The organism is Telluribacter roseus (genome assembly GCF_017355915.2).
Classification (GTDB): domain Bacteria; phylum Bacteroidota; class Bacteroidia; order Cytophagales; family Spirosomataceae; genus Telluribacter.
Genome location: NZ_JAFEUV020000002.1, coordinates 445,138 through 470,933, shown reverse-complemented (window position 1 = coordinate 470,933; position 25,796 = coordinate 445,138). Strand labels below are relative to the sequence as shown.

Below are 25,796 nucleotides of genomic sequence, written 5' to 3'. Positions count from 1 at the left end.
CGAATTAGTGAATACTACCAATAAAGGAGAAGCGCGTAGAGGTACCTCCACGCGCTTCTCCTTTATTGATACAGTTTTAAAAGCTAATAGCTAACAGCTACTACCTAACAACTACTCACTACCTACCCGCTTGTCCCATCCAGGCTTTACGAAGCTGTAGCTGTTGTGCCGTAGCATTCGCTTCAGGCTCCAGGGTAGGGTACGTGATGGTAGCTTCGCGCAGATCGGCCGATAGAGTTACCTCTTTCACTTCGTCCTCCGCTACTTTCCGCTTCACCACGAACGTCACCTTATCACCCACCTTGTACTCCTCATCATAGCTCTGCAGTACCGAAGCGTAGGTGTCCAGGTTGAACGGCTGACCGTTGATCGACACAATCTGATCCATTGATTTCAGACCCAGTCGCTGCCCCAGATCCGTAGCGTTGCTGATATTGGCGATCATGATGGTCTTAGTACCGGGTGCCAGGGCAAAGTTGACACCAAAGGCTTTCTCTACCTCCCTCTTCTCACCCGCCGGATTAAACTGAATACCGATGGCTCCGAACAATTCTTCCAGCGGTAGTGGTTCGCCTCCCTCTACGTACTTACGGAAGAAGTCACGGATCTCGGGTTTGGTCAGCTCAGTGATCTTATCAAAAAGTTCTTCGTCTTTGAAAGACTTATTCTTTCCGTAGGTCTTCGCCAGATCACGCATCAGGTCCTTGGTACCGTACGTACCGTTAGTAAGCTGGCGCAGCCTCAGGTCCAGCGCCAGACCGATCAGGGCGCCTTTCTCGTACACATTCTGGTACTCATCCTTGTAGGTCTCCAGTACATTACGTGACATTTCGGTAAACGAAAGGGCGTCGTTGTAGCGGGTACGCGAGTTCTCGATCTTCTCTTCCTGACGGTCCAGGTAGGTAGTCAAATCTATGATACCCGCCTGCAGCTGAGCGTGGTGAGCAGCGTACTCGGTAAGTCCTTCGTACAGCCACAGGTGGCGCGACATCTTGGGGTTGATATAGTCAAAGTCGCCAATCTCCTCGCTGTGGATGTTGAGCGGCGTCAGGATATGGAAAAACTCGTGGGCGGCTACGTTCTTCATCGTTTCGGAAAGCTGCTCCGCCGACATACTCTCGGGCAGGTAGTAGAACGACGACAGCGAGTGCTCCAGCGCCCCGTAGCGGGTCAGGTCCTTCCGGTCCGACATATAGATAATAAAGGCGTACTTGTCAATGGGCAGAGTACCTCCAAGGTAATCTTTCTGCGCTTCCAGCACGGGCTTTATATCCGCCGCCAGGTCCTTGGTAGATACCTTGTTGTTTGGTGAAAATACCGATACCAGGATATCCGCATTGCCTACCTTCAGCCACACGGTATCCGGCCGGTTGTACATGATAGGGGCGTCGGCCAGCTCGTGGTAGTCCTGCGTAACAAATACATCCTTATTGGAAGCAGCATCTTTAGTCTGATTGACTAGTGAGGTAGAGCCATAAAAACCGCTGGGTTTGGTAATAGTTACCTGATACGGCAGCCTCTCCATCCCCTGAAAGTACCCAAAGAAACCAAATGGGTTCAGCACGAAGTTGGTGTCCTGCTGGATGTTGGTACCACTGGGCTCAAACACATCCTCCTGAATCTCGGGCGAATCCCAGGTATCATCTACCTGATAGGTAATCCGGTGCAGTTTATTAGCATTCGCGATTCTCCAGCTGTTCTTGTCGGTCTGTTCTACTTTTAGGGCCTTACCTTTTTTGTCGAAAGCCTGAAAGTTACTGGCGTAGGAGCCGTAGTTATTGATGGAGTAGGTACCGGGTACTATTTTGGGCAGATGATATACCGCTTCTTTCTGTTTTATGGCGGGCGTAAGCAGGTTCACCGTCAGCTCATCATTCTGCGGCTGCGTCAAATCCACCGAAAACTGATACTGCTTTTGGGCAAACACATACTGACTAGCCGAAAGCAGTACCAACAGTATTAGATTATTGGCTTTTTTCATTTAGGTAAAAGAAAATTAGTAGTAAAATAACTAAGGCTACGCTGCCTGTATATAGGCAGTCATAACGTAAATAAAACATAAATACTTATCAAAATGCTCCTATATCTTTATAAGCGGCATATTAGGGTATACAAGAGGAGACGTAAAAAAGGCGGGGAGTGGTAGTACCTGGTGTAAGAGTGATAAGCGAAAATCAGCCCGAAATGTTTGCCCTATTTCTCAAACTCCCGCAGTAGCGAAGCCAGTTGTGTACGGCTTTTTACATTGGTTTTCTGATAGATACGGTGCGTATGGTCTTTGACGGTCTGTACCGTTACGAATAGTTCATCGGCTATTTCCTTATTGGCTTTGCCCCGGCATATCTCCCGCACTACCTCCGCCTCCCGGGCAGTAATACCGTACCGCTCCATAAACACCTCAAAGGTGGCCGGCACCGAAGGTACTTCTGCCGACACCACTACCACCTCCTGCACCGGCGGTAGCGTAGCGCCGTAGCCGAAACAGACGCCCAGGGCGGTGTGGCTCAGGAAATACAGGAAAATGAATAGCAGCTCGTATACCGGCTCCCCTACTCCATTCAGAAACAAGGGAATATGTATAGCTCCTATCACCCACACCAAAGCCGCCATAACAAGCTTTGATGACCTATCGAAGTACTTGATTGAAGAGAAAAGCAGCAGCGAACCTACAAAAGCCACCACTATCCATACAAGCATCACATAGAGCTGATAGACGCCCGGCTGGCTTTCGGGGGAATGAGAGAACCAGTAAAGTAATACCGGGAGAAGTACTACACTACTACCCACCGGATAGAAAAACGCATTGCGTTTATTTTCCAGCAGAGACACCGCCCACAGCACCAGCATCAGCTTGCCGGTGATCAGGAAGGGAGTACTGATGGAGACCAGGAAATTAACAACGGGGGCAAGGGTACTGTAGCTTTCAGAAGTAAAAAACAGGACCCGGAACCACAACTGGCTCCACATGGCGTAAAAGCCAAAGGTATACATCAGGATCAGGTAGTACTGCATGTACCGGAACGCCGCGTGCTGCCGGTAGTGGCGGTGGCGGAACATAACGAGTACACCTCCGGCGGCCAGAGCCATACAGAAGATAAAACAAATCCAGATGTATATGCGGCCTATCTCCATACTGAGCAAAAAGTAATGATTGAGCCAAAACTATCCATACGGCCTCCAAATTACATCCTACTAAAGTAGTGTTCTTAAAAATGGGTGCAAATCACTACTTAAGTAGCTGTTTTCGGATAGGCGCGCTCCCTACTTTTGAGCAGTTAATTAATCATCAGAAAACTACTTAAAGGTATGGAAAATGTAACACCCCTGGTACCACCCAGCTGGAACGGTAGCCTGTCGTTTGGCTGGGAGAAAACGAAGCAGTACTTTCTGCCTCTGCTGCTGATCATACTGGTGATAGCCATAGCCAACGCGCCCGTTGACCTGATCAAGAAGAACGAAGAGCAAGAGTACACCTCCACCCGGATCATGCTCGAGATCATAGGGGTTGCCTACTGGCTGTTGCTCCTACCTATATTTGAATACAGCGCGGACCTGATGTTTGTACAGGCCGTACGCAATCAGAAGATAAATCTGAGGGATATTGTGATCGGCTTCAACAACTACCTCAACATCGTGCTGGCCCACCTGCTGGTCACTGCTCTGATTGGCATTAGTCTGATCGCCCTGATCATTCCGGGTATTATTGTAGCCTGCAGGCTGGCGTTTGTTTCCTACCTCATCATGGACAAGAAGCTGGACCCCATCGCGGCCGTAGAAGCCAGCTGGAAGCTGACGAGCGGACACGGCTGGCGGATTTTCGGCCTGGGCTTCACCTCTATCTTTATATTCTTAATCGGGCTGGTCTGCTTTATTGTAGGGATATTCCCGGCCCTGATCTGGATCAAGGCTTCATTTGCCTCCCTGTACCGGGCGGTACTGATCGAGAAAGAAGGGGGTGCCGGTTATTAAGCTTATGTTTAGTACCTGTGGCACACCTCTAAGGGGTGCCACAGGTAACTATCAGGCTACGGTAGTATGTAGCTTCTCGGCCCAGGCAACCAACTGTTGGGCAGTCTGCACCGGATTGTCTTCAGAAATGTCAATTTTGAATATAGTATCGGCCGTGCGGAAGGAAAGGCCGTGAAGGTAAGCCTTATCGTAGTAGGTAAGGGTGATATCGGCTACGGTAGCGTAATCGTGCTGCTCCAGGGCCGCCAGGGCTGCCTGGTGGTGCTGACCACCCAGCCGCTTGCGGATACGGTCAGTAGCTTCATAAAGCAGGCTATGATCATAGCAGGCGTACTCACGTACCAGTCGCTGAATACGCACCTCCTTAGGAACATCGACAAAAGCTACGGGTGCCTGACACATCTGCTCCCACAGCGAAAGAGGCACAAAGCAGCGCCCCACAGTACGGCTCTCGTCCTCTACCCAGATCCGGCGCTCGGGATCGAGCTGCTGCCACTGTACAGCGATGTCGTTTTCGTACTGTTCGGACGTAGGCTGAGGAGCCTGCCCGATGGCCCCGTAGGAGGAGCCCTTATGGTGTGCCAGTGCTTCCAGGTCCAGTACCTGCTCGCCCAGCTTATGGAGTTCTTTCAGAATTTCGGTTTTGCCGCTGCCCGTTTTGCCACCCAGTATGACCAGTTGGCGGGGCTGCGTAAAGCCATCCAGTACCAAGTTGCGGTAGGCCTTATAGCCACCCACCAGGGTAGACACTCTCATGCCGGCCGTCTCGAGCAGCCACGCGAAGGAACCGCTGCGCATGCCCCCGCGCCAGCAGTGAACGAGTATCTCTCCGTCGGGAGCCAGCGCTCTGGACTGGCGCACAAAGTCCGCCATCTTGGGGCCTACGTACTCCAGTCCCCTCAGCAGGGCATCGTCTTTACTGATCTGCTTGTAAGCAGTACCTACTACCGCCCGCTCTTCGTTGGTAAACAGGGGGATATTGACCGCTCCCGGAATATGCGCCTGAGCAAATTCTCCCGGCGAACGCACATCCACTACGGGTAAGGTAGCGGCTTTCTTCAGAAACTCTTGGGGGGACAGGGCCTGGGGCATAAGTAGGTATCAGCTATTAGGTTGTTAGGGATTAGTTATAGGATAGGTATGTGTCGCCTCGGTAGTAACTTGTGCTCGTGCCAGGTCTATTACCAGGGCATTGCTGTGCTTCCATCCACATATACTATATAAGCAGAAAACTAACGGCTACTACCTAAAAGCTAACAAGCTATCATCTAACCCTCCTCTTCTAACTCCCGCAGGTACATCTGTATTGTATTTTCGAGGCCAAAATACAGAGCATCGGATATGAGCGCGTGTCCAATCGAAACTTCGTCCAGCCAGGGTATGCACTTCTTGAGGTAGCGAAGGTTTTCCAGGCTCAGGTCGTGGCCGGCGTTAAGGCCCAGGCCTACCTGGCGCGCCATTTCGGCTGCCCTGACAAAGGGAGCCACCGCCGCTTCACGGTTGTCGGGGTACAGGTGAGCATAAGGCTCCGTATAGAGTTCTACGCGATCGGCTCCGCATAGTTTGGCTCCTTCTACCATGCGCTCATCGGCATCCACAAACACCGACACCCGGATACCCGCCTGCTTAAACTCCGCCACCAGCTCGGTCAGCAACGCCTTATTATTTACGGTATCCCAGCCCGCATTGGACGTGATAGCACCCAGCGCATCAGGTACCAGGGTTACCTGTTCCGGCTTTACGGCCAGTACCAGATCCACAAACTTCCTTTCGGACGGATTTCCCTCAATGTTAAACTCCGTCGTCACCACCTCCTTCAGGTCATAGACATCCTGGTAGCGAATGTGCCGCTCGTCGGGTCGGGGGTGTACAGTAATACCCTGTGCTCCAAAGGACTCGCAGTCGATAGCCGCTTTTACTACGTTAGGATTATCCCCACCGCGCGAGTTGCGAAGCGTTGCTATTTTGTTGATATTTACACTAAGCCGGGTCATAAGGTGGAATGTGTTAGTAATTCGGTGATTGCTGTTTTAGATGATGGAACCGAAAGCCGGGTTTCGTAACTTTGCCCCAAAGTTATCTTTTACGAACAGATGTTGCCAAAGAAATATTTTTCTTTACTCCCTTGTCACCGGAGTAGCCGGAAAATAAGCCTCTGCGGCCACCATCATTCCAAAATACACAAGTACTCATGTCACTCAAAAGTCAAGTAGAAGCAGGTATCAAGGATGCCATGCGGGCCAAAGATCAGGACAAGCTGCGCACCCTGCGTGCTATCAAGTCGCTGATCATGCTGGAAGAAACCAAGGAAGGCAGCACCGGCGGGGAGCTATCGGCCGAAGAGGAGATCAAACTCCTGACCAAAGCCGCCAAGCAGCGCAAAGAAGCCGCCGAAGTATACCAGACCCAGGGCCGCGAAGACCTATGGAGCAAAGAAGAGGCCGAACTGGCCATTATAGAGCAGTTCCTGCCCAAGCAACTTACCGAAGAAGAAGTAAGAGCCCGTCTGCAGGATATTATAGATCGCGTAGGCGCGAAAGCCCCCTCTGACATGGGAAAGGTCATGGGAGTAGCTACCAAAGAACTGGCCGGACAGGCCGACGGCCGTGTTATCTCCACCTTAGTGAAGAGCATGCTGGCATGATGCTTCTGGATGTTCTCATCCTGATCCCCCTGCTGTGGGGGGCTGTCAATGGCTACCGCAAAGGACTGCTCATCGAGATTATCGGGGTGGCAGGGCTGGTGGTAGCCATGATAGTTGGTTTTAAATTTCTGGGGCTGGGTATGGAGATACTGGCCCCCTATATCAGTGCGACCGCCGCCCGGCGCATACTACCCTACATTGGCTTCTCGGTGGTGTTTTTTCCTACGATCATGCTACTGAACCAATTCGGCTATTCCATCCGCCGTACCCTCCGCTATACCATGCTTGGTACTTTTGACAGCCTGGCCGGTGCTTCGGTAGGTATATTTACATGGATATTCGGAACGAGTGTATTCTTCTGGTTGTTAAGTACTATCGGAGTGAGGATTCCCGAACATCGTACCGAAGGCACCCATATTTTTCCGCTTATTACCCCAGTAGCCCCCAAAGTCATCACCTCGGCCGTCGAATGGTGGCCCACCGGAAGCCAGCTGATCCGGGACTGGAAAAGGGAGTACCTGGAAGGAGACCGCGAAGGGAACAGTTAAGCAGATTCAGGTGTTGGAGCCCCAGCAGGTGGATTTAAACATTACTTAACCTCAGGATCGCCTCACCCATTATATATTAGCATTGAATTCTAACAGATAGATGATAACGGAGGTAAATGAAAAGGCCGATATTCGGAAGCTCTCGGTAGAGCAGATGAAAAAGTGGCTGTCAGAACAGGGTGAGCAGGGCTTCAGAGCCAAGCAAATCCATGAGTGGTTGTGGAAGAAATCGGTGCGCTCTTTTAGTGAGATGACCAACCTGTCGCTGCGTACCCGCGAGCTGCTGGACGAGCACTTTGCCATCTACTCCCTCACCACAGCTAAGCAGCAGCAGAGCAACGACGGTACCATCAAGTCGGCCTTCCGGCTGCACGATACGCACCTGGTAGAGGGGGTACTGATACCGGCCGACGACCGTATGACCGCCTGCGTCAGCAGCCAGGTAGGATGTTCGCTGACGTGTAAGTTTTGTGCAACGGGGTACATGGAGCGCAAGCGCAACCTCGAAGCCGGCGAAATATACGATCAGGTGGTAGAGATAGCCCGGCAGGCTGATGCCAGCTTTGGCGCTCCGCTTACCAATATTGTATATATGGGTATGGGTGAGCCCCTGCTCAACTACGCCAATGTACTGCAGTCCATTGAGCACATTACCTCGCCGCAGGGCCTGGGTATGTCGCCCAAGCGGATCACGGTATCGACGGCGGGTATTGCCAAAATGATCAAGAAACTGGGGGATGACGAAGTACGCTTCCGGCTGGCGCTGTCGCTGCACGCGGCCAACGACGCCAAGCGTAACCAGATCATGCCCATCAATGAGTCCAACTCGCTGGAAAACCTGGCGGAGGCGCTGAATTATTTTTATAAAAAAACCGGCAACCGCATCACCTTCGAGTACATTGTATTCAACAACTTCAATGATACTTTACAGGATGCCAAGGAGCTTTGGGAATTTACGAAAAAGGTACCTGCACGGGTCAATATCATCGAGTATAACCCCATTGCGGAGGCTGCTTTCCGTAACACCGAAGCTGACCGTCTGGATCAGTTTGCGGCCTTTTTGGAGAATAAAGGCGTGACTGTGAGTGTCCGACGTAGCCGCGGTAAGGATATAGATGCCGCCTGTGGGCAGCTTGCCAATAAAAGTTAAGACGGAGGGTCGCCAGGGGCGGCCCTTTCCTGTTTATATCACTTAACAATTTCTTAACATTGGCCTCAGGAAGTTTAAGTACTTTTGCACAATTTTTATATTTAACCCAATTTATATGTTTGGCTTAGAGACCGACATTTTCCTCCTCCTGGCGTTTAGTCTTTTTGCTGCTTGTGCTTTTGAGTTTGTGAATGGATTTCATGACACAGCCAACGCCGTTGCTACTGTAATTTACACTAATTCGCTCAAACCTAACGTGGCAGTAGTCTGGTCGGGCTTCTGTAACTTCCTTGGCGTATTCTTTGGCGGTATCGCCGTAGCCATGGGTATTATAAACCTGCTTCCCGTAGAGCTGCTCATTGATCAGAATGTGTACCACAGCATAGCCATGGTACTATCGCTCCTGTTTAGTGCTATCGTCTGGAACCTGGGTACCTGGTACTTTGGACTGCCCAGCTCGAGCTCACATACCCTGATCGGGTCTATTCTGGGGGTAGGTCTGGCCTTTACCTTTATGCCCGAAAATACCTCCGGCGTAGGTGTTAACTGGTCCAAGGCACAGGAGATATTCATATCCCTGCTGGCTTCGCCTCTTTTTGGATTTTCCCTGGCCGTAGTACTGATGTTTATCCTCCGTCGTATGCTTGATAAGCCGCTGCGTAACGTGGTATTCAGCGAGCCTCAGAAAAATCAGCCTCCTCCAACCTGGATCCGTGGTATCCTGATCTTGACCTGTACTATGGTAAGCTTTTTCCACGGCTCTAACGACGGACAGAAGGGTGTAGGTCTGGTCATGCTGATCCTGATTGGTATTACCCCCGCTTACTTTGCGCTCGATAATGAAAAAGACCCCCGCCTGATGCAGGGAAACCTGACTAGCATCGAAACCACCCTTAACAAGGTAGATACGACCCGGCTCTCAGCTAAAAACAGAACAGAATGGGCTCAGGCCAAGCAGGAAATAGATCGCCTGCAGGGCCATCTGAACCAACCTATTCAAGACCATAAGTTTAAGGAAAATGAGCGTTTGGAAGTACGTCGCTCGCTTCTCCTGATCAGCCGTAACGTAAAGAACATCACTGACAGCGGTGATGCCAACCTGACTAGCGCTGAAGTGGATATGCTCAAAGAACAGACTGATAATAAGGCAGGTCTGCGCCGCTTTACCGACTATGCCCCCGACTGGGTGATTCTGATGATCTCACTGTCGCTGGGCCTTGGTACCATGGTAGGCTGGAAGCGTATTGTAATCACGATTGGTGAAAAGATCGGTAAGCAGCATCTTACGTACGCGCAGGGTGCCTCAGCCGAGCTGGTAGCTGCCAGTACCATTGGGGTATCGTCGGGTCTGGGTCTGCCGGTAAGTACTACCCACGTACTTTCGTCCGGTATTGCCGGTACCATGGTGGCCAGCAAGGGTATCAAGAACCTGCAGGCCGGTACTGTGCGGAATATCCTTATCGCCTGGATACTGACCCTGCCGGTGACGATGTTCCTGTCGGCTACGCTCTACTTCTTCTTCCGCTGGATCCTGTAACTCAAGACTCCATATATAGTAAAAGTAAAGCCCGGTACACGTATCGGGCTTTACTTTTATCCTTCTTCTACGTGCTACTAAATGAGCTAACATTCAAAATTGCTGTTATTTTTACGCCTCTTCCTCGGAGGGTTGGGTTGCATACAACCAAACGTGCAACTTTGAAGTGGCTGATTTGAACGAGGAAATGCGTCCTTACGTTATGTATACGTTTGACAAACAGCGCTGACTACTCCCTTTTAACTAGTTGTACCAGCGCCATTTAGTAGTTAAGGTAAGTAGGTACCTACTACACGTTTGTTTAAAGCTTTGCAAATTCCGGTAGTTAGACATAAAGCAAAACCACAACATCAAATGACCAATCAGATAGCGGAGCAGGTGGCTCGTTACGGATACGTGAACGAAGCGGTAGCGAAAAACATTGATCTGGTAGAGGAGATAAACCGCCTCAAAAAAGAAAAAAACGCTATAATTCTGGCGCACTACTACGTAGATGCCGAGATTCAGGATATAGCAGACTACTTGGGTGATAGTCTGGGGCTATCGCAGCAGGCTGCCGCTACTGATGCGGACATGATCGTGTTCTGCGGGGTGCATTTCATGGGTGAAACCGCCAAGATCCTGAGCCCCAACAAAAAAGTAGTTATTCCTGACCTGAATGCGGGCTGCTCACTGGCCGACTCCGCTCCGGCGGATAAGTTTGCCGCCTTCAAGGCGCAGTACCCCGACCACCTTGTGATCAGCTACATCAACTGCTCAGCCGAGATCAAGGCACTGACGGATATTGTATGTACCTCGTCCAACGCTCTGCAGATCGTAGGTAGCCTCCCCGAGGACCAGAAGATTATATTCGCCCCGGATGCCAACCTGGGCCGGTACGTCTCCAAGAAGACAGGCCGTGATATGGTACTGTGGGATGGTGCCTGTATCGTACACATTGATATATCGCGTGAGAAGCTGCAAAAGCTACGCGAAGAACACCCGGAAGCCGTGCTCATTGCACACCCGGAATGCAAGGAAGATGTACTGCTTCAGGCCGACTTTGTCAGCTCCACTACTGGACTGCTGAAATTTGTACAGGAGTCTCCGCATGATACCTTTATCGTAGCTACCGAAGCGGGTATCCTGCATAAGATGAAAGAGGCCGTGCCGCACAAGAGGCTGATCCCGGCTCCGGCTACCGAAAACAATACCTGCGCCTGCTCGGAGTGCCCCTATATGAAGATGAATACCCTCGAGAAGGTATACAAGGCGCTACTGTATGAGCAACCGGAGATACACGTACCCGAAGCGACCCGTCAGAAAGCCTATGAATCAGTAGCCCGCATGCTGGAGCTGAGCAAAGGGATATAAATAGGGATGAAGCGCCTTTTCTTATTGCTTATCATATTAACTACGGCGGCCTGCCAGAAATCAGCCAAAGACGTGCAGGAAGCACAAAAGCGGCTGATGGCAGTGCCCAGGTGGTATATTCAGGAAATAGCAATGGATGAGGTACCTGTGTTTAAAGAAGGCAGACACATTCCGCATATCAGCGGCGTGAGGTTTGATACGTATATGGATTGGCTGAGTTTCCGACCCGATGGCTCCTTTGAGGGACACTTTCAGGGACCGGGCAATACGCAGCACTTTCAGTGGAAGGCCTATCCGGTGCAGAATGTGATTGCCCTGCGTGATTCAGTCACCAAGACGGGCGGGTGGAACATCTACCCACGCAATGTGTATGAGGATTATTTTGTAATGGAAACCCGGAGTACGATATACGATCCACCGCGTGTGACTAAATTGTCCCTGAAGTTTGTAAGTAAGCAACCTGACTAACGTTTCTGAACTACTTCTAACAAAGACACCAGCAGAATAAATACCCCTGTTTATGCCTCAGTTCGATTTCCTAATCATCGGCTCCGGTATCGCCGGACTTAGCTACGCTGCCAAACTGGCGCGCCATTTTGAAGCCCAGGGTGAACCCATCTCCATTGGTATCATCACCAAGGTACAGGCCGACGAAACCAACACGAAGTACGCACAGGGAGGCATAGCAGCCGTTTGGGCCGAGTCTGATTCGTTTGAGAAGCATATCCTGGACACGATGGATGCCGGCGATGGCATGAACAAACGGAATATCGTAGAGATCGTGGTGACGGAGGCTCCGGATCGTATACAGGAACTGATCGACTACGGTACCCGCTTTGATAAGGTACCTGACGGCGATTATGACCTGGCCCGCGAAGGAGGACATTCGGACCATCGCATCCTGCACTTTAAGGATATTACCGGGGCCGAAATAGAGCGGGCCCTGCTGGAAGAAGTAAAACGTCACCGGTCCATACAGATATTTACCCACTACTACGCCGTAGAGCTAATCACACAGCACCATCTGGGCCAGACGGTGTACCGCTACCGCGAAGATATCGAGTGCTACGGTGCCTATGTACTTAACCGTGAGACAGGCCGGGTAGAGAAGTTTCTGGCCCGTACTACGGTACTGGCTACCGGCGGTATCGGCAATATCTACCAGAGTACTACCAACCCTACCATTGCTACCGGTGATGGTATCGCTATGGCTTACCGCGCCAAGGGAATCTGCGACAACATGGAGTTTGTGCAGTTTCACCCGACCAGCCTCTACCAGCCGGGCAAGAAGCCTTCTTTCCTGATCTCGGAAGCCGTACGCGGCTTTGGTGGTATTCTGAAGAATGCCGACGGCAGTACCTTCATGGAGTACTACGATGATCGCCTCTCGCTGGCCCCGCGCGACATCGTGGCCCGGGCCATTGACTCCGAAATGAAGAAGAACGGGGTCCAGCACGTGTACCTGGATGTGCGCCATCTGGATTACGAAAAATTCTTTGAACACTTCCCCAACATAACGCAGTACTGCCTTAGCATCGGTATCGATGTACGTAAGGATATGATTCCGGTGGTACCGGCCCAGCACTATCTGTGTGGAGGCGTAAGGGTCAATGAGTGGGGGCAGACCAATATCAACTTCCTGTATGCCGTGGGGGAGTGTGCCTGTACCGGCCTGCACGGGAGCAACCGCCTTGCTTCCAACTCGCTGCTGGAAGCGGTAGTATTTGGCCATCGCGCCTACCTCAGTACGCTAGAGCACTTTGCCCAGGCCCGCATTCCTGACAACATCCCTGAGTGGGACGACTCCGGCACTACCCATCCGGAAGAGAATATCCTCGTTACAGAGATGACCCGCGAACTCAACAGCATCATGTCCAACTACGTGGGCATCGTACGTACCAACCGACGTATGAAGCGCGCCTACGACCGTCTGGAGCTGCTGCATCAGGAGCATGAGCAACTCTACCGGGAGTCGAAGGTGTCGGTTGCAATCTGTGAGCTGCGCAATATGATCACGGTGTCGTACCTGGTGCTCAAAATGGCTATGGCCCGGCGCGAAAACATTGGCCTGCACTACAACCTGGACAATGTCCGTCAGGAAGCATCTGAGTATGCAGCTACCGGATTAAAGTAAGACATAAAAAAACCTCCCGGATAACTCTACGCTCCAGGAGGTTTCAAGAAATTACTTTTACTTACTTAACGCTTAGCGATCACAGTGCGGCTTTTGCGGGTAACAGCAGTATTCCACACCCACTGACCTACTTTCTCACCCAGGTTGGTTCCTTCCTCTACGCCATCACGGTAGTGGATGCCCCCGTACATACGGCTGTACGAAGCATCCCAGTAGGCCTCCTTGAATGACTTGAAAGACTTCTGCCCGTGGCCGTACTTCTTCTCGGTCGTATCGGTAAAGGCTACATTATCCCCGATCAGGTTGGTAAGGATGGTTCCGCAGGAAGCCGAAATGGTACTGTGACCACTTACGTACTCGGGGAAAGCGGGCGTTTCCAGATAAGGTCTCCAGTTGGGGTCCCAGTTGCCGTTGATCACCGTTTCGGGGCGTACGCGTACACTCTTGTACTTTTCGTCCCAGCACGACACAAACCCATCAAACATGGATATAGCGGCCAGTGTATAAGCCTCTACCGCCTCTATCAGGCTGAGGTTTTTGTCCTGGGATACGATACGGGTAATAGCCAGCCAGTGGCCCGGAGGGGTCATCTTCTTGTTCGCAAACATCACGTGGCCCACTACATTGGTTACAAATGGATTATCATCCCAGAAGTAGGCCGTAGTACGCTGGTCTTCGGTGAGGTTCTTACCGATGTCGTATACCTCGCGCGCCAGCTTTACAAACTCACTCTTCTCGTTAAGATCATACTTGGCCGGAGGAGGACACTTAAACATCCCAGCCGAATCAAGTGTGAAAGTACGTACGGTATTCCACATGGGTTCGCAGGCATCGGCGTAGGCCGGTGGGGTAGGTACCCAGGTACCGGGGGCGTTGGTCACCGTATAGCGGAAGCCCCGGATCTCCTTGTAGTGATCCTTGGCGGCATAGTCGAGTACGTGCTTGGCTACGAGTTCACCATAGGTGATGGAGCGCTCGTACACATCCTCTGGAATACCCATTTCTTCGTATTTCTTAAAGAAATCTTTCTCGTACTTATCCCACATATCGCCCGAGAAGGTCAATGCCCGACCTACTACGGTAAACGCCTTGGCACTGGCCAGCGGATAGCAGTACTCCTTTCCATCTTCAGGACGGGGAGGTACCTCAAACTGATTGAGCTGCCCGCCCAGGCTCTGGTACTCAGGATCACTGGGAGCCAGTGCCTCGTAAGCCGCCAGAAACGAGTACGAATAGATACGGCTGGCAACCGGTGGCTTAAAGATATCGTGGATGATCACGTTGGTTAGCTGCACAGTAGTATTATGAAACAACTGCGGATCGGAAGCTAACTTATTATATACCTCCGGGGGAGATGATTTTTTACATCCATTCAGTACGGCAGCGAAGCTAAAAGCCACTGCCAGGAGGAAGATCTTTTTCATTGGTTTACGTAAATATAAAAAGTCTGGAAACCTACTCAATTCATGTCGGCTATGCACTGACGCAGGTCAGTCCCATCAGGAGGCGGCTAGAGCATACGATAGTACTACCTGAAATAGCAGAGTCGCATACGGCTGCCGGGATGGTGGGTTGCCGAATAACTTCACAAATAGTACGACGTAGCATCAGGTACCAGAGCACGTGTAGCTCCTCAGCACCAGCGACTATTTGTGTCTACAGGGATAGGCTAGACCAGCTCCGGTGGCGGAGATGCAGGGGTAGCGTCGGACGAAGCCACCAATGATTGATAGGCAGGTACGGGGGAGTGTTCGGGCAGGAGTTCCCACCAGAACAGCCTAACGTAGTAATGCGTAGGTAAGTAATGTTTTAAGGCTCCGGCCAGCAATTTCGCCGTCCTTTCTACGGGGCTGCTTTTGTCAGTATCCTGCCCCAATTGCTGCTGAAGCTGATCGGCAATGGCGAAGAACTGCTCCCGGGCACTCAGGTTGGAGCGCAGGACGGTATAAAGGGAGTCATTCTCATACCGCTGCTCTACGATGTTATAGAAGTTACCGTTGTACTGGATCAGTCCTGAGGGGGCATCGTTCTGCCAGGTAGTACCATAGGGGATAGACAGAGGTACTTTAAGTACTACCCATTCATCACCCATCGTTCCCTTGTCCGACGTTCTGTACATTTGCTCGATACATAATACCGCCACCGACTGCCCCAAAATATTGAGCAGTAGCAAGAGCAATAGACCGATGGCCAGCAACTTTTTCAAGTAGTACGGTACAAGGATAAAATATTCTTTTACAAAGGTAAATGATTAATTATCGGTACACAAGTACCAGGTGCACTTCTGATACATTGCAATAAGTCAGGCTATATTGCACTCTACTTATTCACAGTCAGCGGCATATCCGGCAACGTACGCTTTTTCTTGCGCAATAGCAGCAAAGGGGCATCATTACGCGCTACTAGCCACTGATCCCCTACCCTTAGGATATCTTTAGTATCACCAGGTATACTGATACCAGCCTCATCCATACCCGCGGAAATAAATCCCTGCTTTCCGTCACCCAGAAGTACCTTTCCGTAGGAGGCGTCCATCTTTCCGATCCGAATACGGGTTTTGGAAAGATTACCAGCTAGTAACAGGTCCAGGTGCCCATCCTGATTGAAATCATCAATCGCGATAGCGCTTACGGGAGCCTGCTGCACCAGTCGAGGCAGTGGCTTCAGTACTAGCTTACCGCTCTCGTTCATCAACAAACTAGTCTGTAATTCAACCACTTTACGTATTTCGGCTGATTTCAGTTCCACTTCTGAAAGTACTTCTCCCAAAGTAGCCTTCGCGTAGGTAGCATAGTCGGTAAATCGCTTCCGCAGGGGCAATAGCTGTTCAAGGGCCTCGTCACGACTAGCCAGCGGGTACTCCTTCCCCTGAATATAGTAAGAGATAAAAGGATCAAGGGTACCGTTACGGTCGAAGTCGTTGGCATAGAGGGTAACCGGCTCGGCGGCGGAGGGCTTGAAAGGATTATTAAGCCCCCAGTTGCCGACCACAAAATCGATGTCTCCGTCCTTATCCAGATCGGCACCCGCCAGGCGCAGCCACAGGCCTTCGGAGCCCTCCACGACCTGCTTCTGCTTAAAATCAAACTTTCCTTTCTGATTGAGGAAGTAGGTAATGGGCATCCACTCCCCTACTACCACCAGATCGGGCCAGCCATCCCGGTTGATATCGGCCACGCCTACATCGGTGAGCATACCCAGCACCGGAAGCGGATCGGAGGCTACGGTAAAATGGCCCCTTCCGTCGTTGACCAGCAGGAAGCTTTCGGCGGCGTAGGGAAACTCACCGGGACTCACGCCTCCTCCTATAAACAGATCCACGTCGCCGTCCTTATCAGCGTCCAGCGCGGCTACGCAGCTACCGCTGCGACGGATGCCCGGCAGGTACCCTATTGGGGCTTTCGTAAAATTACCGCGGCCATCATTCAGGTAGAGGCGGTCCTCCTGAGCAGCATCCGATGGCTGCATTTCGTAGGCTCCGCTTACTACGTACAGGTCCTGATCCCCGTCGCCATCCGCATCCAGGAATACAGCCGCGCGGTCTTCGTAGGTAGAATCAGACTGTAAATCGGGCTGTCGTAAGAGTTGGAAAGAGTTATCAGTTCTTTTCAGAAAAATGGCTCCGCTTTGCCCCATAGCCCCTCCCACAAAGAAATCTTCCAGTCCATCGCCGTTTACATCCGCCTTAGTCAGTCGGGGGCCTTCGTACGAGTACTGCCGGGGCAGCAGTAGTTGCCGGTTGAAGTCAATGACAAAGTTTTCACGGTGCGTAAAGGCAGGGGCGGCTACCTCTTCCAGCAGCGGAGCTGAATAGGGAGCAGGGCCATTAGTATACGGCGCAGCATTCGCTTTATCCAGGTACAGGGTCTGATTTACCTTCACCTCTTTGAGTAGCTGGCTCTGTCCGTCCGGCCAGACTACCCGGACCGAATCCACTCCCGTAGCCTTGCCCAACCCAAAATGCAACGGACCGGCCGAACTGGATTGGAAGCCGCGCGTGGTGTAGTACTCCTGCATCTGTACCGATCCGCCGGTATATACCAGTGCTTTGACTCCCAGAGTGGTAACTCCCAGAGCGGTGGCTCCCAATGGCGGGGCCGACTTAAAAGCTACTTTCAGAAAAGCCCGCGGCTCCCGCTCCTGCTGGTGATTACGAAATATACCCGCCGACTCGTTGGTGTTGTTAGTGATCAGGTCCAGGTCACCGTCACCGTCCAGATCGGCGTAGGCGGAGCCGCTGGCTATGGTGGTACGGTCAAAGCCCCAGTCGGTTACCTTGTCGGCAAATGATAAATTGCCTTCGTTGCGGAAGATGTAGTTATGGGTGGGTGTAGACGGCATCTTTTCCAGGTGCTTCAGTAGTGAGCCATTACCGTCCGCCCTCATCTTCTCGTCGGCGTAGTACTTTATAAAATCCTGGTTGGTGTAGTCGCGGACGTAGCCGTTGGATACGAACATATCTTTGTAGCCATCATTATCAAAATCCGCAAAGAGGCTTCCCCAGCTCCAGTCGGTGTTGGACACCCCAGCCAGCTGGCCTACTTCGCTGAACTTGGGTAGGCCATTGGCATCAGTACCTACATTGACGTGCAGCATGTTGCGCATATTCTGCCAGTGGAAGCCATTCTCCAGCATGGAGAGCTGTACGCTCCAGCTGTCGGGCCAGGCCAGGAGCTTCTGCCGGGCGTTGTCGGCCGGGAGCATATCCATGGTGAATACATCCGGACGGGCGTCGTTGTTGACATCGGCAATATCGCAACCCATGGTAGAGAAGGAGTAGTGGCCCATCATCTGCTTGCCTCTCTCCTCAAACTTGCCGTTGCGGTTGTTGAGGTACACGTAGTCTTCCTCTACGTAGTCGTTGCCCACGTACAGGTCCGGCCAGCCATCCTGATTCAGATCGGCTACGGCCAGTCCCAGTCCGAATCCCAACGGATTGCTGCTGATACCCGCCTGTTCACCTACTTCTATAAACTTTCCTCCTTCATTACGGTACAGCTTGTCCCCCGCATTGGGGTCACGGCTGGCTTTTAGAAAAGCGGCCTCCTTGCGCCCGTAGTTGCGAAGGTTGTGGTTCATCACGTACAGGTCGAGGTCGCCGTCCCGGTCGTAATCCAGAAAGGCTGCCTGCGTGGAGTACCCGGATTCAGCTACGCCGTATTCTTCAGCCCGCTCCGTGAAGGTCAGGTTGCCGTTGTTGATAAAGAGCTGATTCTTGCGCTTATCCGCCGCGAGTGGCCCCGAGTAGCACACGTACAGGTCCAGATAACCATCGGCGTTGACATCCGCTACGGTCACGCCCGTAGCCCATCCGTCAGTGCGTCCCGCTACACCGGCCTTCTCGGTGACGTCTTCAAATATAAAATCTCCTTTGTTGAGGTAAAGCTTATTAGGTACCTGGTTGCCGGTAAAGTAGATATCGGGCAGGCTGTCATTATTGAAGTCGCCCACGGCCACGCCACCGCCGTTGTAGTAGTACTCGTAGGCCAGGATATTCCACTGCTCGCTCTCCTGCAGGCGGTTTTCGAACGTAACGCCCGTATCGGAGGCATCCAGCCGTTCAAACAGCGTCGGAGCCTTCTGCGAGCAGGCGCTCAGCAGTGTGGCTAAGGCCACTACCAGGTAGCTACTTGTGCGCATAGTACTTGCTGCTGATGGTTCTGAAAAACAACGGACTGGCGTTGTTACGTACTACAGTATACATAGGGCCGGAGGGCGTACGTACAGATCGGATGTGCCGTACCTCACCATCCAGCACAAAGCCGGCTTCGGTGGGTAGTACCGTTTTCCACTGGCCTTTGCCCTCGTTCAGCAGTACCAGTCCGTAGCTGGCATCGTAGCGTCCTTGGTAGGTACTTACGTTATAGAAATTCCCTCCCAGCAGCAGGTCCGGGCGATTGTCATCGTTGACATCGGCCACCTGTACCGCAAATATCTTGGACACCTGCGCCATGTACGGCAGGTGGTGTACTGCAAATGTACCCTTGCCCCGGTTCTCGATCCAGACGCTCTCGAAAGTATTGACTTCCCGAAGTTCGGCGGCATTCAACTCATTGGATTTGAATATTTTTTCGATGGTCTTTCCGGAGAAGTCGCGGTAGTTGGGGAATCGCTGGTTGACGTACGGGATGACCTTCCCAATCTCATCTTTGAGTGGTACGGGATAGAAATTCGGCCCTACTCCGTAAGCCAGGATCTGATCCGTCTTGTTCACATTCAGGAAATCGCCCGCGTACATACGAATGCGGCCATCCCACCCGCGCCGGAACTTGGTATTGGTGCCCAGGTTACCTACCACGTAGTCTTCGTCGCCGTCACCATCGAGGTCGGCCTTCTGAATGGTTTGCCAGAAACCGTATATCCCTTCCAGCCCCGACTCCGCCAGGCTTAGCTGTCCTTTAACATTCTCAAATACCCGCACCGGCATCCAGTCGCCCACTACCAGCAGATCCGGGTCCCCATCACCGTCGTAGTCGCTCCAGGTAGCGTCGGTGACCATGCCTACCTTGCGCAGGGTAGGTGCCAGGGCGGCCGTCTGATCGGTAAACTTACCTTTGCCGTCGTTGATCAGCAGGTAGGACTCAGGGATGCGGCCGTAGCTGTAGGCCACTACCCTACCACCTACAAACAGGTCCAGATCACCATCCTTGTCTACATCGGCGGCTACCACGGTACCTTTGTTGGTGTACATAGCGGGCAGAGCGGCTCTATCGCGGGTGAAATTACCCTTGCCGTCGTTGCGGTACAGCCGGTCAAGCAGTTCGGGACTCTGCCCAAAGAACTCGTTGCCTCCGCTCACTACGTACAGGTCCAGGTCCTTGTCGCCATCGGCGTCAAAGAATATAGCCCTTATATCTTCAAAGGTAGAATCAGCCGTAAAAACCTGCTGGCTGGTGGGTACCCACCCCCCTTCGGGCGTCTGCAGGTACAAGGCTGATTTCTCAAACTTCGCCGAGCCCAGGTACATATCATCCAGACCATCCCCATTAACATCCCCCACGGCCAGAGCCGGACCTTCGGTAGAGATTTTAAAGGGCATCAGGGGTTCGCGGGTAAAGTCGTAGTAGGTATTCTCCTTGTGGGTGTAGGGCAAGGCTACCTGCTGGGTTACCTCCTGAAAAAGTGGCTGTCTGGCAGCTGGCGGTGTAAAGCTACCGGCAGCCTCCGACTGGTTCAGGGTAAGGGTCTGGTTGGGCTTTACCCCCGTCAGTACCTGAGCCTTCTGATTGGGCCATACCACCGCCACCGAGTCAATAGTCGTACTCTTGGCTACGCCAAACACCAGACCGGGCTCTACGGATGACATAAAGCCGCGCGTGGGCATATTGTGCTGGTACTGCCAGCCCTTGTCGGTTTTTACGTAAACTTTCGCGCCTACTCCGAAGCTATTAAACCCATCGCCTTTCAGCTTTACTTTCAGGTAATGGTTCTTCGCTACGGCCTCCTGGCGGTTCTGGTACACACCGGCTACGCCGTTGATATTGTTGGTGATCAGGTCCAGATCGCCATCCCCGTCCAGATCAGCATAGGCAGCTCCGTTGGAGTAACTGTCTTCGTGGAAGCCCCAGCTCAGTGACTGATCCACAAACTGCAGGCTATCGGTTCCTTTATAGAGGTAGTTGTGGGTGAGGCCATCGGGCATGCGCTTAATGGCTTCCAGATCCAGCGCCTTGCCCTGCATCAGCTTAGCCGATACTTCCGGACTTGATACAAATTTCAGGTACTCCAGGTCATTGGGACGACGCACGATACCATTGGTAATGAACAGGTCCTTGATGCCGTCGTTGTCGTAGTCGGCCAGGAGTGGCGACCAGCTCCAGTCCGTAGCGGCAATTCCGGCCATAGCTCCTATGTCGCTGAACTTCTCCCCTCCCTGGTTGAGCTGTAAGGTATTGCGGGTATACTGGTTGTAGAAACCAAACTGCAGCTTGTACAGGTACACATCCAGCGGGTCCTCGCCAGCCGAGGCTTTCTCCACGGCCGGATCTTCGGGGTACATATCCATCGTCACCACGTCCAGCAGGCCGTCGTTGTTTATATCGGCCATGTCGTTACCCATCGAAAACTTACTGGTGTGGGTAAAGTGCTCGCGCAGGGCTTCGGTAAAGGTTCCGTTCTTGTTGTTGATGTAGTAGTAGTCGTCTTCGTGAAAATCGTTAGCTACGTAGATATCCTCCCAGCCGTCGTTGTTGAGGTCACCTACCGATATACCCAGGCCATAGCCCATAGGAGCGGCGTAGATACCCGCCTGCTCGCTGACGTCGGTAAATCGCTTTCCGCCTTCATTCCGAAACAGGTAGTCGCCCGCTTCCTTGTCCCGCTCCAGCCCCCGGGTTGATACCCTTCCGTAGGAAAGCGAAGTATGTACCGCGTGTGTCAGCAGGTAAGCGTCGAGGTCGCCGTCGTGGTCGTAATCAAAAAAAGCAACCTGCGTGGCAAAGCCCTGAAAGTCCAGTCCGTACTCTTTGGCCCGCTCGGTAAAGGTACCATCGCCGTTGTTGATGTACAGTTCGTTACTGCCTGTGAGCCCCTTGTAGTTGCTGACGGCGCACACGTAGATGTCCAGGTAGCCGTCGCCATTGATATCGGCCATGGTAACGCCCGTTTGCCAGTCGGCTTTGCCGGCTACCCCGGCCTTTTCGGCTACTTCTTCAAACTTCCAGTCTCCCTTATTGAGGTACAGCTTGTTTTTGCCCCGGTTCGAGACAAAGTACAGGTCCGTCAGCCCATCGTTATTGATATCACCGGCCGACACGCCCCCGCCATTGTAAAAGTACAGGTAATCCAGAATACTGAACTCCCGCGTATCGACGATCTCATTAACGAAGGTGATCCCACTTTGCTTCGGGTCCATCCGTACAAACAGAGGCTCGCTACTGTACTCCTGATCGTCGGCTTTCTGGCAGGAGTACAGACCTATCAACGCAATGAGAGCTGCTCCTTTAAGAAAACGTAAACCACTGCTTACTACTATACTTACTATCATTATCTATATCTATCACACAGATGAAAGAATCTTAATTCTTGGCTGCCAGTGCAGCAGAGGGTGGCGTCATGGCTATTACCTGCGCTTTGTCGTTGTTCTTGGCCAGTACCAGCCAGCGCTGTGCGCCATTACCACGTACCATCTGCATCCTGCGGATCTGTCCACTCAGCCTAAAGCCCGTCTCACTGGGCTTGACGGCCTCATACTCATGGTTGCCTTTGGATCGTAGTACCAGGCCGTAGTTGGAGTCGTAGCGACCCAGCTCCGGCAGTACATCGAAGAAGTTGCCCGCCAGTAGTATGTCCTTGCTGCCATCACCGTTGTAGTCCACGGTGCTGATGCCGAATATTGGTGAGAGCTGGGCTTCCAGCGGTAAGGCTTTCATCTCAAAGTTAAAACCGCCGTTGTTGATCAGCAGTGATGTATTGGGGTTATAAACTGCTTTTTTGACCACCCCCCGCATCTGCTCGGGTGTAAACAGCTCTTCGATGGTCTTACCGGCGTAGTCGGCGTGCTTCACAAATTTTTTCTTGATCACTGGCAGTACTTTCTGCAGATCGGGCTTAAGTACCATCGGGTAGCTGTTGCCGTCACGGTTATAGCAGGTGATGATCTGCTCCACCGAACCATTCCGGTCGTAGTCATTGGTATAGAGCTGGGCGGGGCGATCGGGTGAGGCTACCAGTCTGGAATTACGGCCCAGGTTGCCCAATACAAAGTCCATATCGCCGTCGCCGTCTATATCTTCGGGGTAAATGCAGTTCCACCAGCCGTTGCTCTTCATTAGCGAAGGTACGTCGAGGCGGGTCAGCTTCTTCCCTTTTTCATTTTTATAAATCGTAACCGGCATCCAGTCCCCCACGATGATCAGGTCGGGGTAGGAGTCTTTGTCCAGGTCTTCCCATCGGGCGTCGGTCACCATACCGAGGTCACTTAGCTGAGCCATAGCCTGTGAACGATCTGTAAATTTACCCTTGCCATCGTTGACCAGGAGCTGACTCATGGGGTCATAGCCATACTGCCCGGGTACCAGGCGCGAACCTACAAACAAGTCGAGATCGCCATCCCGGTCAAAGTCGGCTGCTCTTACGCAGGCTCCGCTGGCCGTAACGCTAGGCAGCGCATCGGCCTCATAGGTAAAGCCACCCTTGCCGTCGTTGCGGTAGAAGCGATCCAGCAGCAGCGGATTGTCGGTCAGAAACTCGTTGCCGCCCATAACCACGTACAGGTCCAGGTCCTTGTCTCCATCGGCATCGAAGAATAGGGCCGCGACCTCCTCCGAAGCTTGGGCCGCCTGGAAGGCTCCCGGTGAGGCTTTCGTAAAGGTACCATTAGCGCCCTGCAGGTACAGCTGACTCAGCTGACCGGCCGCTCCTCCAAAGTACACATCATCCAGCCCATCGCCATTGACGTCGCCTACGGCCAGGGCAGGTCCCTGGGTAGAGTACTTTTGCTTCAGGAGGCCGTCCCGGTTGTAGTCAATGAAGTCGTTTTCGGTATGTACAAAGTCCAGCCGGCTGGCTGAGGTCACGTCGGCAAAGGGAAGTACCCTGTTGGGTGCCGGAGCGGGAGTCTTCCAGCTCGCTTTGGCATCTCTATGACGCAGTACCAGGGTAGTATCGGCGGCGGGCTTATGGAGTACCTGCATACGGTCGTCGGGCCAGATCACCGTTAGTGAATCAATGGCAGGTGTAGTGTTTAGTCCGAAAATAAGGGTAAGGTCGCTGGACGACTGAAAGCCCCGGTTGGGCATCTGCTGCAGGAACTGCGTTCCCTGAGGCTGGTGCACATATACCTTGGCTCCGATGGCGTTGGGATTACCTCCTGTCCCCTGCAGTTTGACCCGCAGGTAGTGTTTCTTATACCGCTCCACCGAGTGGTTACGGAATACCCCCAGAGGCTCGTTGTTGTTATTCACCACCAGGTCCAGGTCCCCGTCGTTGTCCAGGTCGCCGTAGGCCGCCCCATTAGAGAAGCTGGCCTTGCCCAGCCCCCACTCTTTGGCTTTATTGTCAAATTTGAGCCCTCCCCCGTTCCGGTACGCGTAGTTAGGGATCGGGGTAGTGCTGATCATGTTCACAAACTCGCGGTAGTCAAACTTCATCCGGCCTTCAATCATGGCCTGAATGTTATTCTGATCGGCCAGAAAAGCCACATAATCCTGATCGGTGAGGTTCTTGACGATGCCATTGGCCACGAACAGGTCTTTCTGCCCGTCGCTGTCCATGTCAAAGATGAGCGCCCCCCAGCTCCAGTCGGTAGCATGTACCCCGGCCAGTTGTCCCACTTCCGTAAAGGTACCGTCGCCGTTGTTGAGGTGCAGCATGTTACGCATGTACTGGTGCCAGTAGTCGCGCTCGCGCTTCAGCGCGGTTACCTCATGGCCTTCAAATACCGAAGTGGTTTTCAGGCGCACATCGTCTTCCGGCAGCATATCCGTGACGAATATGTCCAGATTGCCGTCGTTGTTGATATCCGCAATATCCGCCCCCATGGACGAGAGACTAATGTGGGGCATGTGGCTTTCGAGGGATTCCTTAAAAGTACCATCCTGCTGGTTGATGTACAGGTAGTCGCGCTCGTAGAAGTCGTTGGAGATGTAGATGTCGAGCCAGTTGTCGTGATTAACATCCCCGATGGTAATGCCCAGGCCAAAGCCGATCAGGCTCCCGTAAATACCGGCCTCTTCGCTTATATCGGTAAAACGAGCTCCATCATTACGGAAGAGCTTGTCGCCCCCCAGCTTGTCGCGCATGTTCCGGAAGTTCTGGTAGCCCAGCTTATCCACAGGCGTGAAGCTGTTGTTGAGCAGGTACATGTCGAGGTCGCCATCCCGGTCGAAGTCGAAGAAGGCGGCATGCGTAGAAAACCCACCGTCCATGAGGCCGTACTGAGCCGCTTTTTCTTCAAATACCGGTACTCCGTCAGCATTATTACCCTTGTTGATAAAGAGCTCGTTGCCCCGGCTGTCGCCCTGCACATTACCCGCGTTACATACGTAGATGTCCATGCGGCCGTCGCCGTTAATGTCGGCAAAGGTAGCGCCCGTAGACCAGGCCTTGGTACCTCCTACACCGGCCAGTTCGGTAGCATCTTCAAACTTCCACTCCTCACCGGGGGTATTGCCCTGATTCAGGTAAAGGCGGTTTTTCTCAAAATTGGAAGTAACAAATATATCGGCCAGGCCGTCGCCATTCACGTCTCCGATGGCTACGCCGCCTCCGTTGTAGAAGTTACGGTAGTTGAATATGTTAAGCTCTTTTTTATCCAGTAGCCGGTTTTCAAAGTCAATACCAGTCACAGACGAAGAGAGGGATTCAAAAAGTTGGTCGTCAGTCGATCGTTTACATCCGGTCAGGACTAGCCCTACGACAGCAACACACCAGAGGATAGTACGCATATTCTTATTTTAAATAGAAAGAATACAAAATTAACGATTCTTGTACTCATTCTCATTAATTTAAAACCAACAGTT

Annotated in this window: 17 protein-coding genes; 8 read left to right on the top strand and 9 right to left on the bottom strand. The window is 52.4% G+C overall.

Annotated features, from left to right (window positions below):
• Positions 1-118: 118 nt before the first annotated feature.
• On the bottom strand, positions 119-1,981 hold the full coding sequence (locus tag JTN23_RS05235) for a M61 family metallopeptidase (protein ID WP_247232882.1): 1,863 nt from the start codon (positions 1,979-1,981) through the stop codon (positions 119-121).
• 212 nt (positions 1,982-2,193) lie between these two features.
• Positions 2,194-3,132: a helix-turn-helix transcriptional regulator gene (locus JTN23_RS25910; protein WP_310586707.1), complete on the bottom strand. Its 939-nt coding sequence runs from the start codon at positions 3,130-3,132 to the stop codon at positions 2,194-2,196.
• 174 nt (positions 3,133-3,306) lie between these two features.
• On the opposite strand from JTN23_RS25910, the gene JTN23_RS05225 reads away from it, so the two are divergent.
• A complete protein-coding gene (locus JTN23_RS05225; protein ID WP_247232880.1) occupies positions 3,307-3,969 on the top strand; it encodes a DUF975 family protein in 663 nt (220 codons plus the stop codon).
• Between the two features lie 51 nt (positions 3,970-4,020).
• Here JTN23_RS05225 and mnmH read toward each other — a convergent pair whose 3' ends face one another.
• Together mnmH and JTN23_RS05215 are read right to left on the bottom strand one after the other, a co-directional pair.
• Complete coding sequence (gene mnmH / locus JTN23_RS05220) at positions 4,021-5,061, bottom strand: tRNA 2-selenouridine(34) synthase MnmH (RefSeq protein WP_247232879.1); 1,041 nt, start codon at positions 5,059-5,061, stop codon at positions 4,021-4,023.
• 176 nt (positions 5,062-5,237) lie between these two features.
• Entirely contained in the window at positions 5,238-5,963 is a 726-nt protein-coding gene (locus tag JTN23_RS05215) for a pyridoxine 5'-phosphate synthase (RefSeq protein ID WP_247232877.1), read from the bottom strand.
• A gap of 197 nt (positions 5,964-6,160) precedes the next feature.
• Here JTN23_RS05215 and JTN23_RS05210 point away from each other — a divergent pair, with 197 nt between their 5' ends.
• The 7 genes from JTN23_RS05210 to nadB all read left to right on the top strand — a co-directional run bounded on the left by JTN23_RS05210 (position 6,161) and on the right by nadB (position 13,335).
• Positions 6,161-6,613, top strand: coding sequence for a GatB/YqeY domain-containing protein (locus JTN23_RS05210; RefSeq protein WP_247232876.1), 453 nt, complete (start codon positions 6,161-6,163; stop codon positions 6,611-6,613).
• A complete protein-coding gene (locus JTN23_RS05205) occupies positions 6,610-7,161 on the top strand; it encodes a CvpA family protein (RefSeq protein WP_247232875.1) in 552 nt (183 codons plus the stop codon). The genes JTN23_RS05210 and JTN23_RS05205 overlap by 4 nt, the downstream gene beginning before the upstream one ends.
• Before the next feature lie 100 nt (positions 7,162-7,261).
• A complete protein-coding gene (gene rlmN / locus JTN23_RS05200) occupies positions 7,262-8,311 on the top strand; it encodes a dual-specificity RNA methyltransferase RlmN (RefSeq protein WP_247232874.1) in 1,050 nt (349 codons plus the stop codon).
• 115 nt (positions 8,312-8,426) lie between these two features.
• Positions 8,427-9,848, top strand: coding sequence for an inorganic phosphate transporter (locus tag JTN23_RS05195; RefSeq protein WP_247232873.1), 1,422 nt, complete (start codon positions 8,427-8,429; stop codon positions 9,846-9,848).
• A gap of 354 nt (positions 9,849-10,202) precedes the next feature.
• Positions 10,203-11,201, top strand: a complete 999-nt coding sequence (gene nadA / locus JTN23_RS05190; protein WP_247232872.1) for a quinolinate synthase NadA — start codon at positions 10,203-10,205, stop codon at positions 11,199-11,201.
• Between the two features lie 24 nt (positions 11,202-11,225).
• A complete protein-coding gene (locus JTN23_RS05185; RefSeq protein ID WP_247232870.1) occupies positions 11,226-11,669 on the top strand; it encodes a hypothetical protein in 444 nt (147 codons plus the stop codon).
• A 52-nt stretch (positions 11,670-11,721) separates the two neighbouring features.
• Positions 11,722-13,335: an L-aspartate oxidase gene (nadB, locus tag JTN23_RS05180; RefSeq protein WP_247232868.1), complete on the top strand. Its 1,614-nt coding sequence runs from the start codon at positions 11,722-11,724 to the stop codon at positions 13,333-13,335.
• Positions 13,336-13,400: 65 nt separating this feature from the next.
• On the opposite strand, the gene JTN23_RS05175 is transcribed toward nadB, so the two are convergent.
• The 5 genes from JTN23_RS05175 to JTN23_RS05155 all read right to left on the bottom strand — a co-directional run bounded on the left by JTN23_RS05175 (position 13,401) and on the right by JTN23_RS05155 (position 25,721).
• Positions 13,401-14,759 (bottom strand): vanadium-dependent haloperoxidase, encoded by a 1,359-nt coding sequence (locus JTN23_RS05175; protein WP_247232867.1) that lies wholly within the window; start codon positions 14,757-14,759, stop codon positions 13,401-13,403.
• 245 nt (positions 14,760-15,004) lie between these two features.
• Positions 15,005-15,541 (bottom strand): hypothetical protein, encoded by a 537-nt coding sequence (locus JTN23_RS05170; RefSeq protein WP_247232865.1) that lies wholly within the window; start codon positions 15,539-15,541, stop codon positions 15,005-15,007.
• Between the two features lie 113 nt (positions 15,542-15,654).
• Positions 15,655-18,975, bottom strand: a complete 3,321-nt coding sequence (locus JTN23_RS05165; protein ID WP_247232863.1) for a VCBS repeat-containing protein — start codon at positions 18,973-18,975, stop codon at positions 15,655-15,657.
• Complete coding sequence (locus JTN23_RS05160) at positions 18,962-22,321, bottom strand: VCBS repeat-containing protein (protein WP_247232862.1); 3,360 nt, start codon at positions 22,319-22,321, stop codon at positions 18,962-18,964. Before JTN23_RS05160 ends, JTN23_RS05165 begins: the two co-directional genes overlap by 14 nt.
• A 31-nt stretch (positions 22,322-22,352) precedes the next feature.
• Positions 22,353-25,721, bottom strand: a complete 3,369-nt coding sequence (locus tag JTN23_RS05155; RefSeq protein WP_247232861.1) for a VCBS repeat-containing protein — start codon at positions 25,719-25,721, stop codon at positions 22,353-22,355.
• Positions 25,722-25,796 lie beyond the last annotated feature (75 nt).

Bases quoted from the DNA above. Each gene is read 5' to 3' on its own strand.
- JTN23_RS05235 (WP_247232882.1), bottom strand. From the start codon at position 1,981: ATGAAAAAAGCCAATAATCTAATACTGTTGGTACTGCTTTCGGCTAGT.
- JTN23_RS25910 (WP_310586707.1), bottom strand. From the start codon at position 3,132: ATGGAGATAGGCCGCATATACATCTGGATTTGTTTTATCTTCTGTATG.
- JTN23_RS05225 (WP_247232880.1), top strand. From the start codon at position 3,307: ATGGAAAATGTAACACCCCTGGTACCACCCAGCTGGAACGGTAGCCTG.
- mnmH (WP_247232879.1), bottom strand. From the start codon at position 5,061: ATGCCCCAGGCCCTGTCCCCCCAAGAGTTTCTGAAGAAAGCCGCTACC.
- JTN23_RS05215 (WP_247232877.1), bottom strand. From the start codon at position 5,963: ATGACCCGGCTTAGTGTAAATATCAACAAAATAGCAACGCTTCGCAAC.
- JTN23_RS05210 (WP_247232876.1), top strand. From the start codon at position 6,161: ATGTCACTCAAAAGTCAAGTAGAAGCAGGTATCAAGGATGCCATGCGG.
- JTN23_RS05205 (WP_247232875.1), top strand. From the start codon at position 6,610: ATGATGCTTCTGGATGTTCTCATCCTGATCCCCCTGCTGTGGGGGGCT.
- rlmN (WP_247232874.1), top strand. From the start codon at position 7,262: ATGATAACGGAGGTAAATGAAAAGGCCGATATTCGGAAGCTCTCGGTA.
- JTN23_RS05195 (WP_247232873.1), top strand. From the start codon at position 8,427: ATGTTTGGCTTAGAGACCGACATTTTCCTCCTCCTGGCGTTTAGTCTT.
- nadA (WP_247232872.1), top strand. From the start codon at position 10,203: ATGACCAATCAGATAGCGGAGCAGGTGGCTCGTTACGGATACGTGAAC.
- nadB (WP_247232868.1), top strand. From the start codon at position 11,722: ATGCCTCAGTTCGATTTCCTAATCATCGGCTCCGGTATCGCCGGACTT.
- JTN23_RS05175 (WP_247232867.1), bottom strand. From the start codon at position 14,759: ATGAAAAAGATCTTCCTCCTGGCAGTGGCTTTTAGCTTCGCTGCCGTA.
- JTN23_RS05165 (WP_247232863.1), bottom strand. From the start codon at position 18,975: ATGCGCACAAGTAGCTACCTGGTAGTGGCCTTAGCCACACTGCTGAGC.
- JTN23_RS05160 (WP_247232862.1), bottom strand. From the start codon at position 22,321: ATGATAGTAAGTATAGTAGTAAGCAGTGGTTTACGTTTTCTTAAAGGA.
- JTN23_RS05155 (WP_247232861.1), bottom strand. From the start codon at position 25,721: ATGCGTACTATCCTCTGGTGTGTTGCTGTCGTAGGGCTAGTCCTGACC.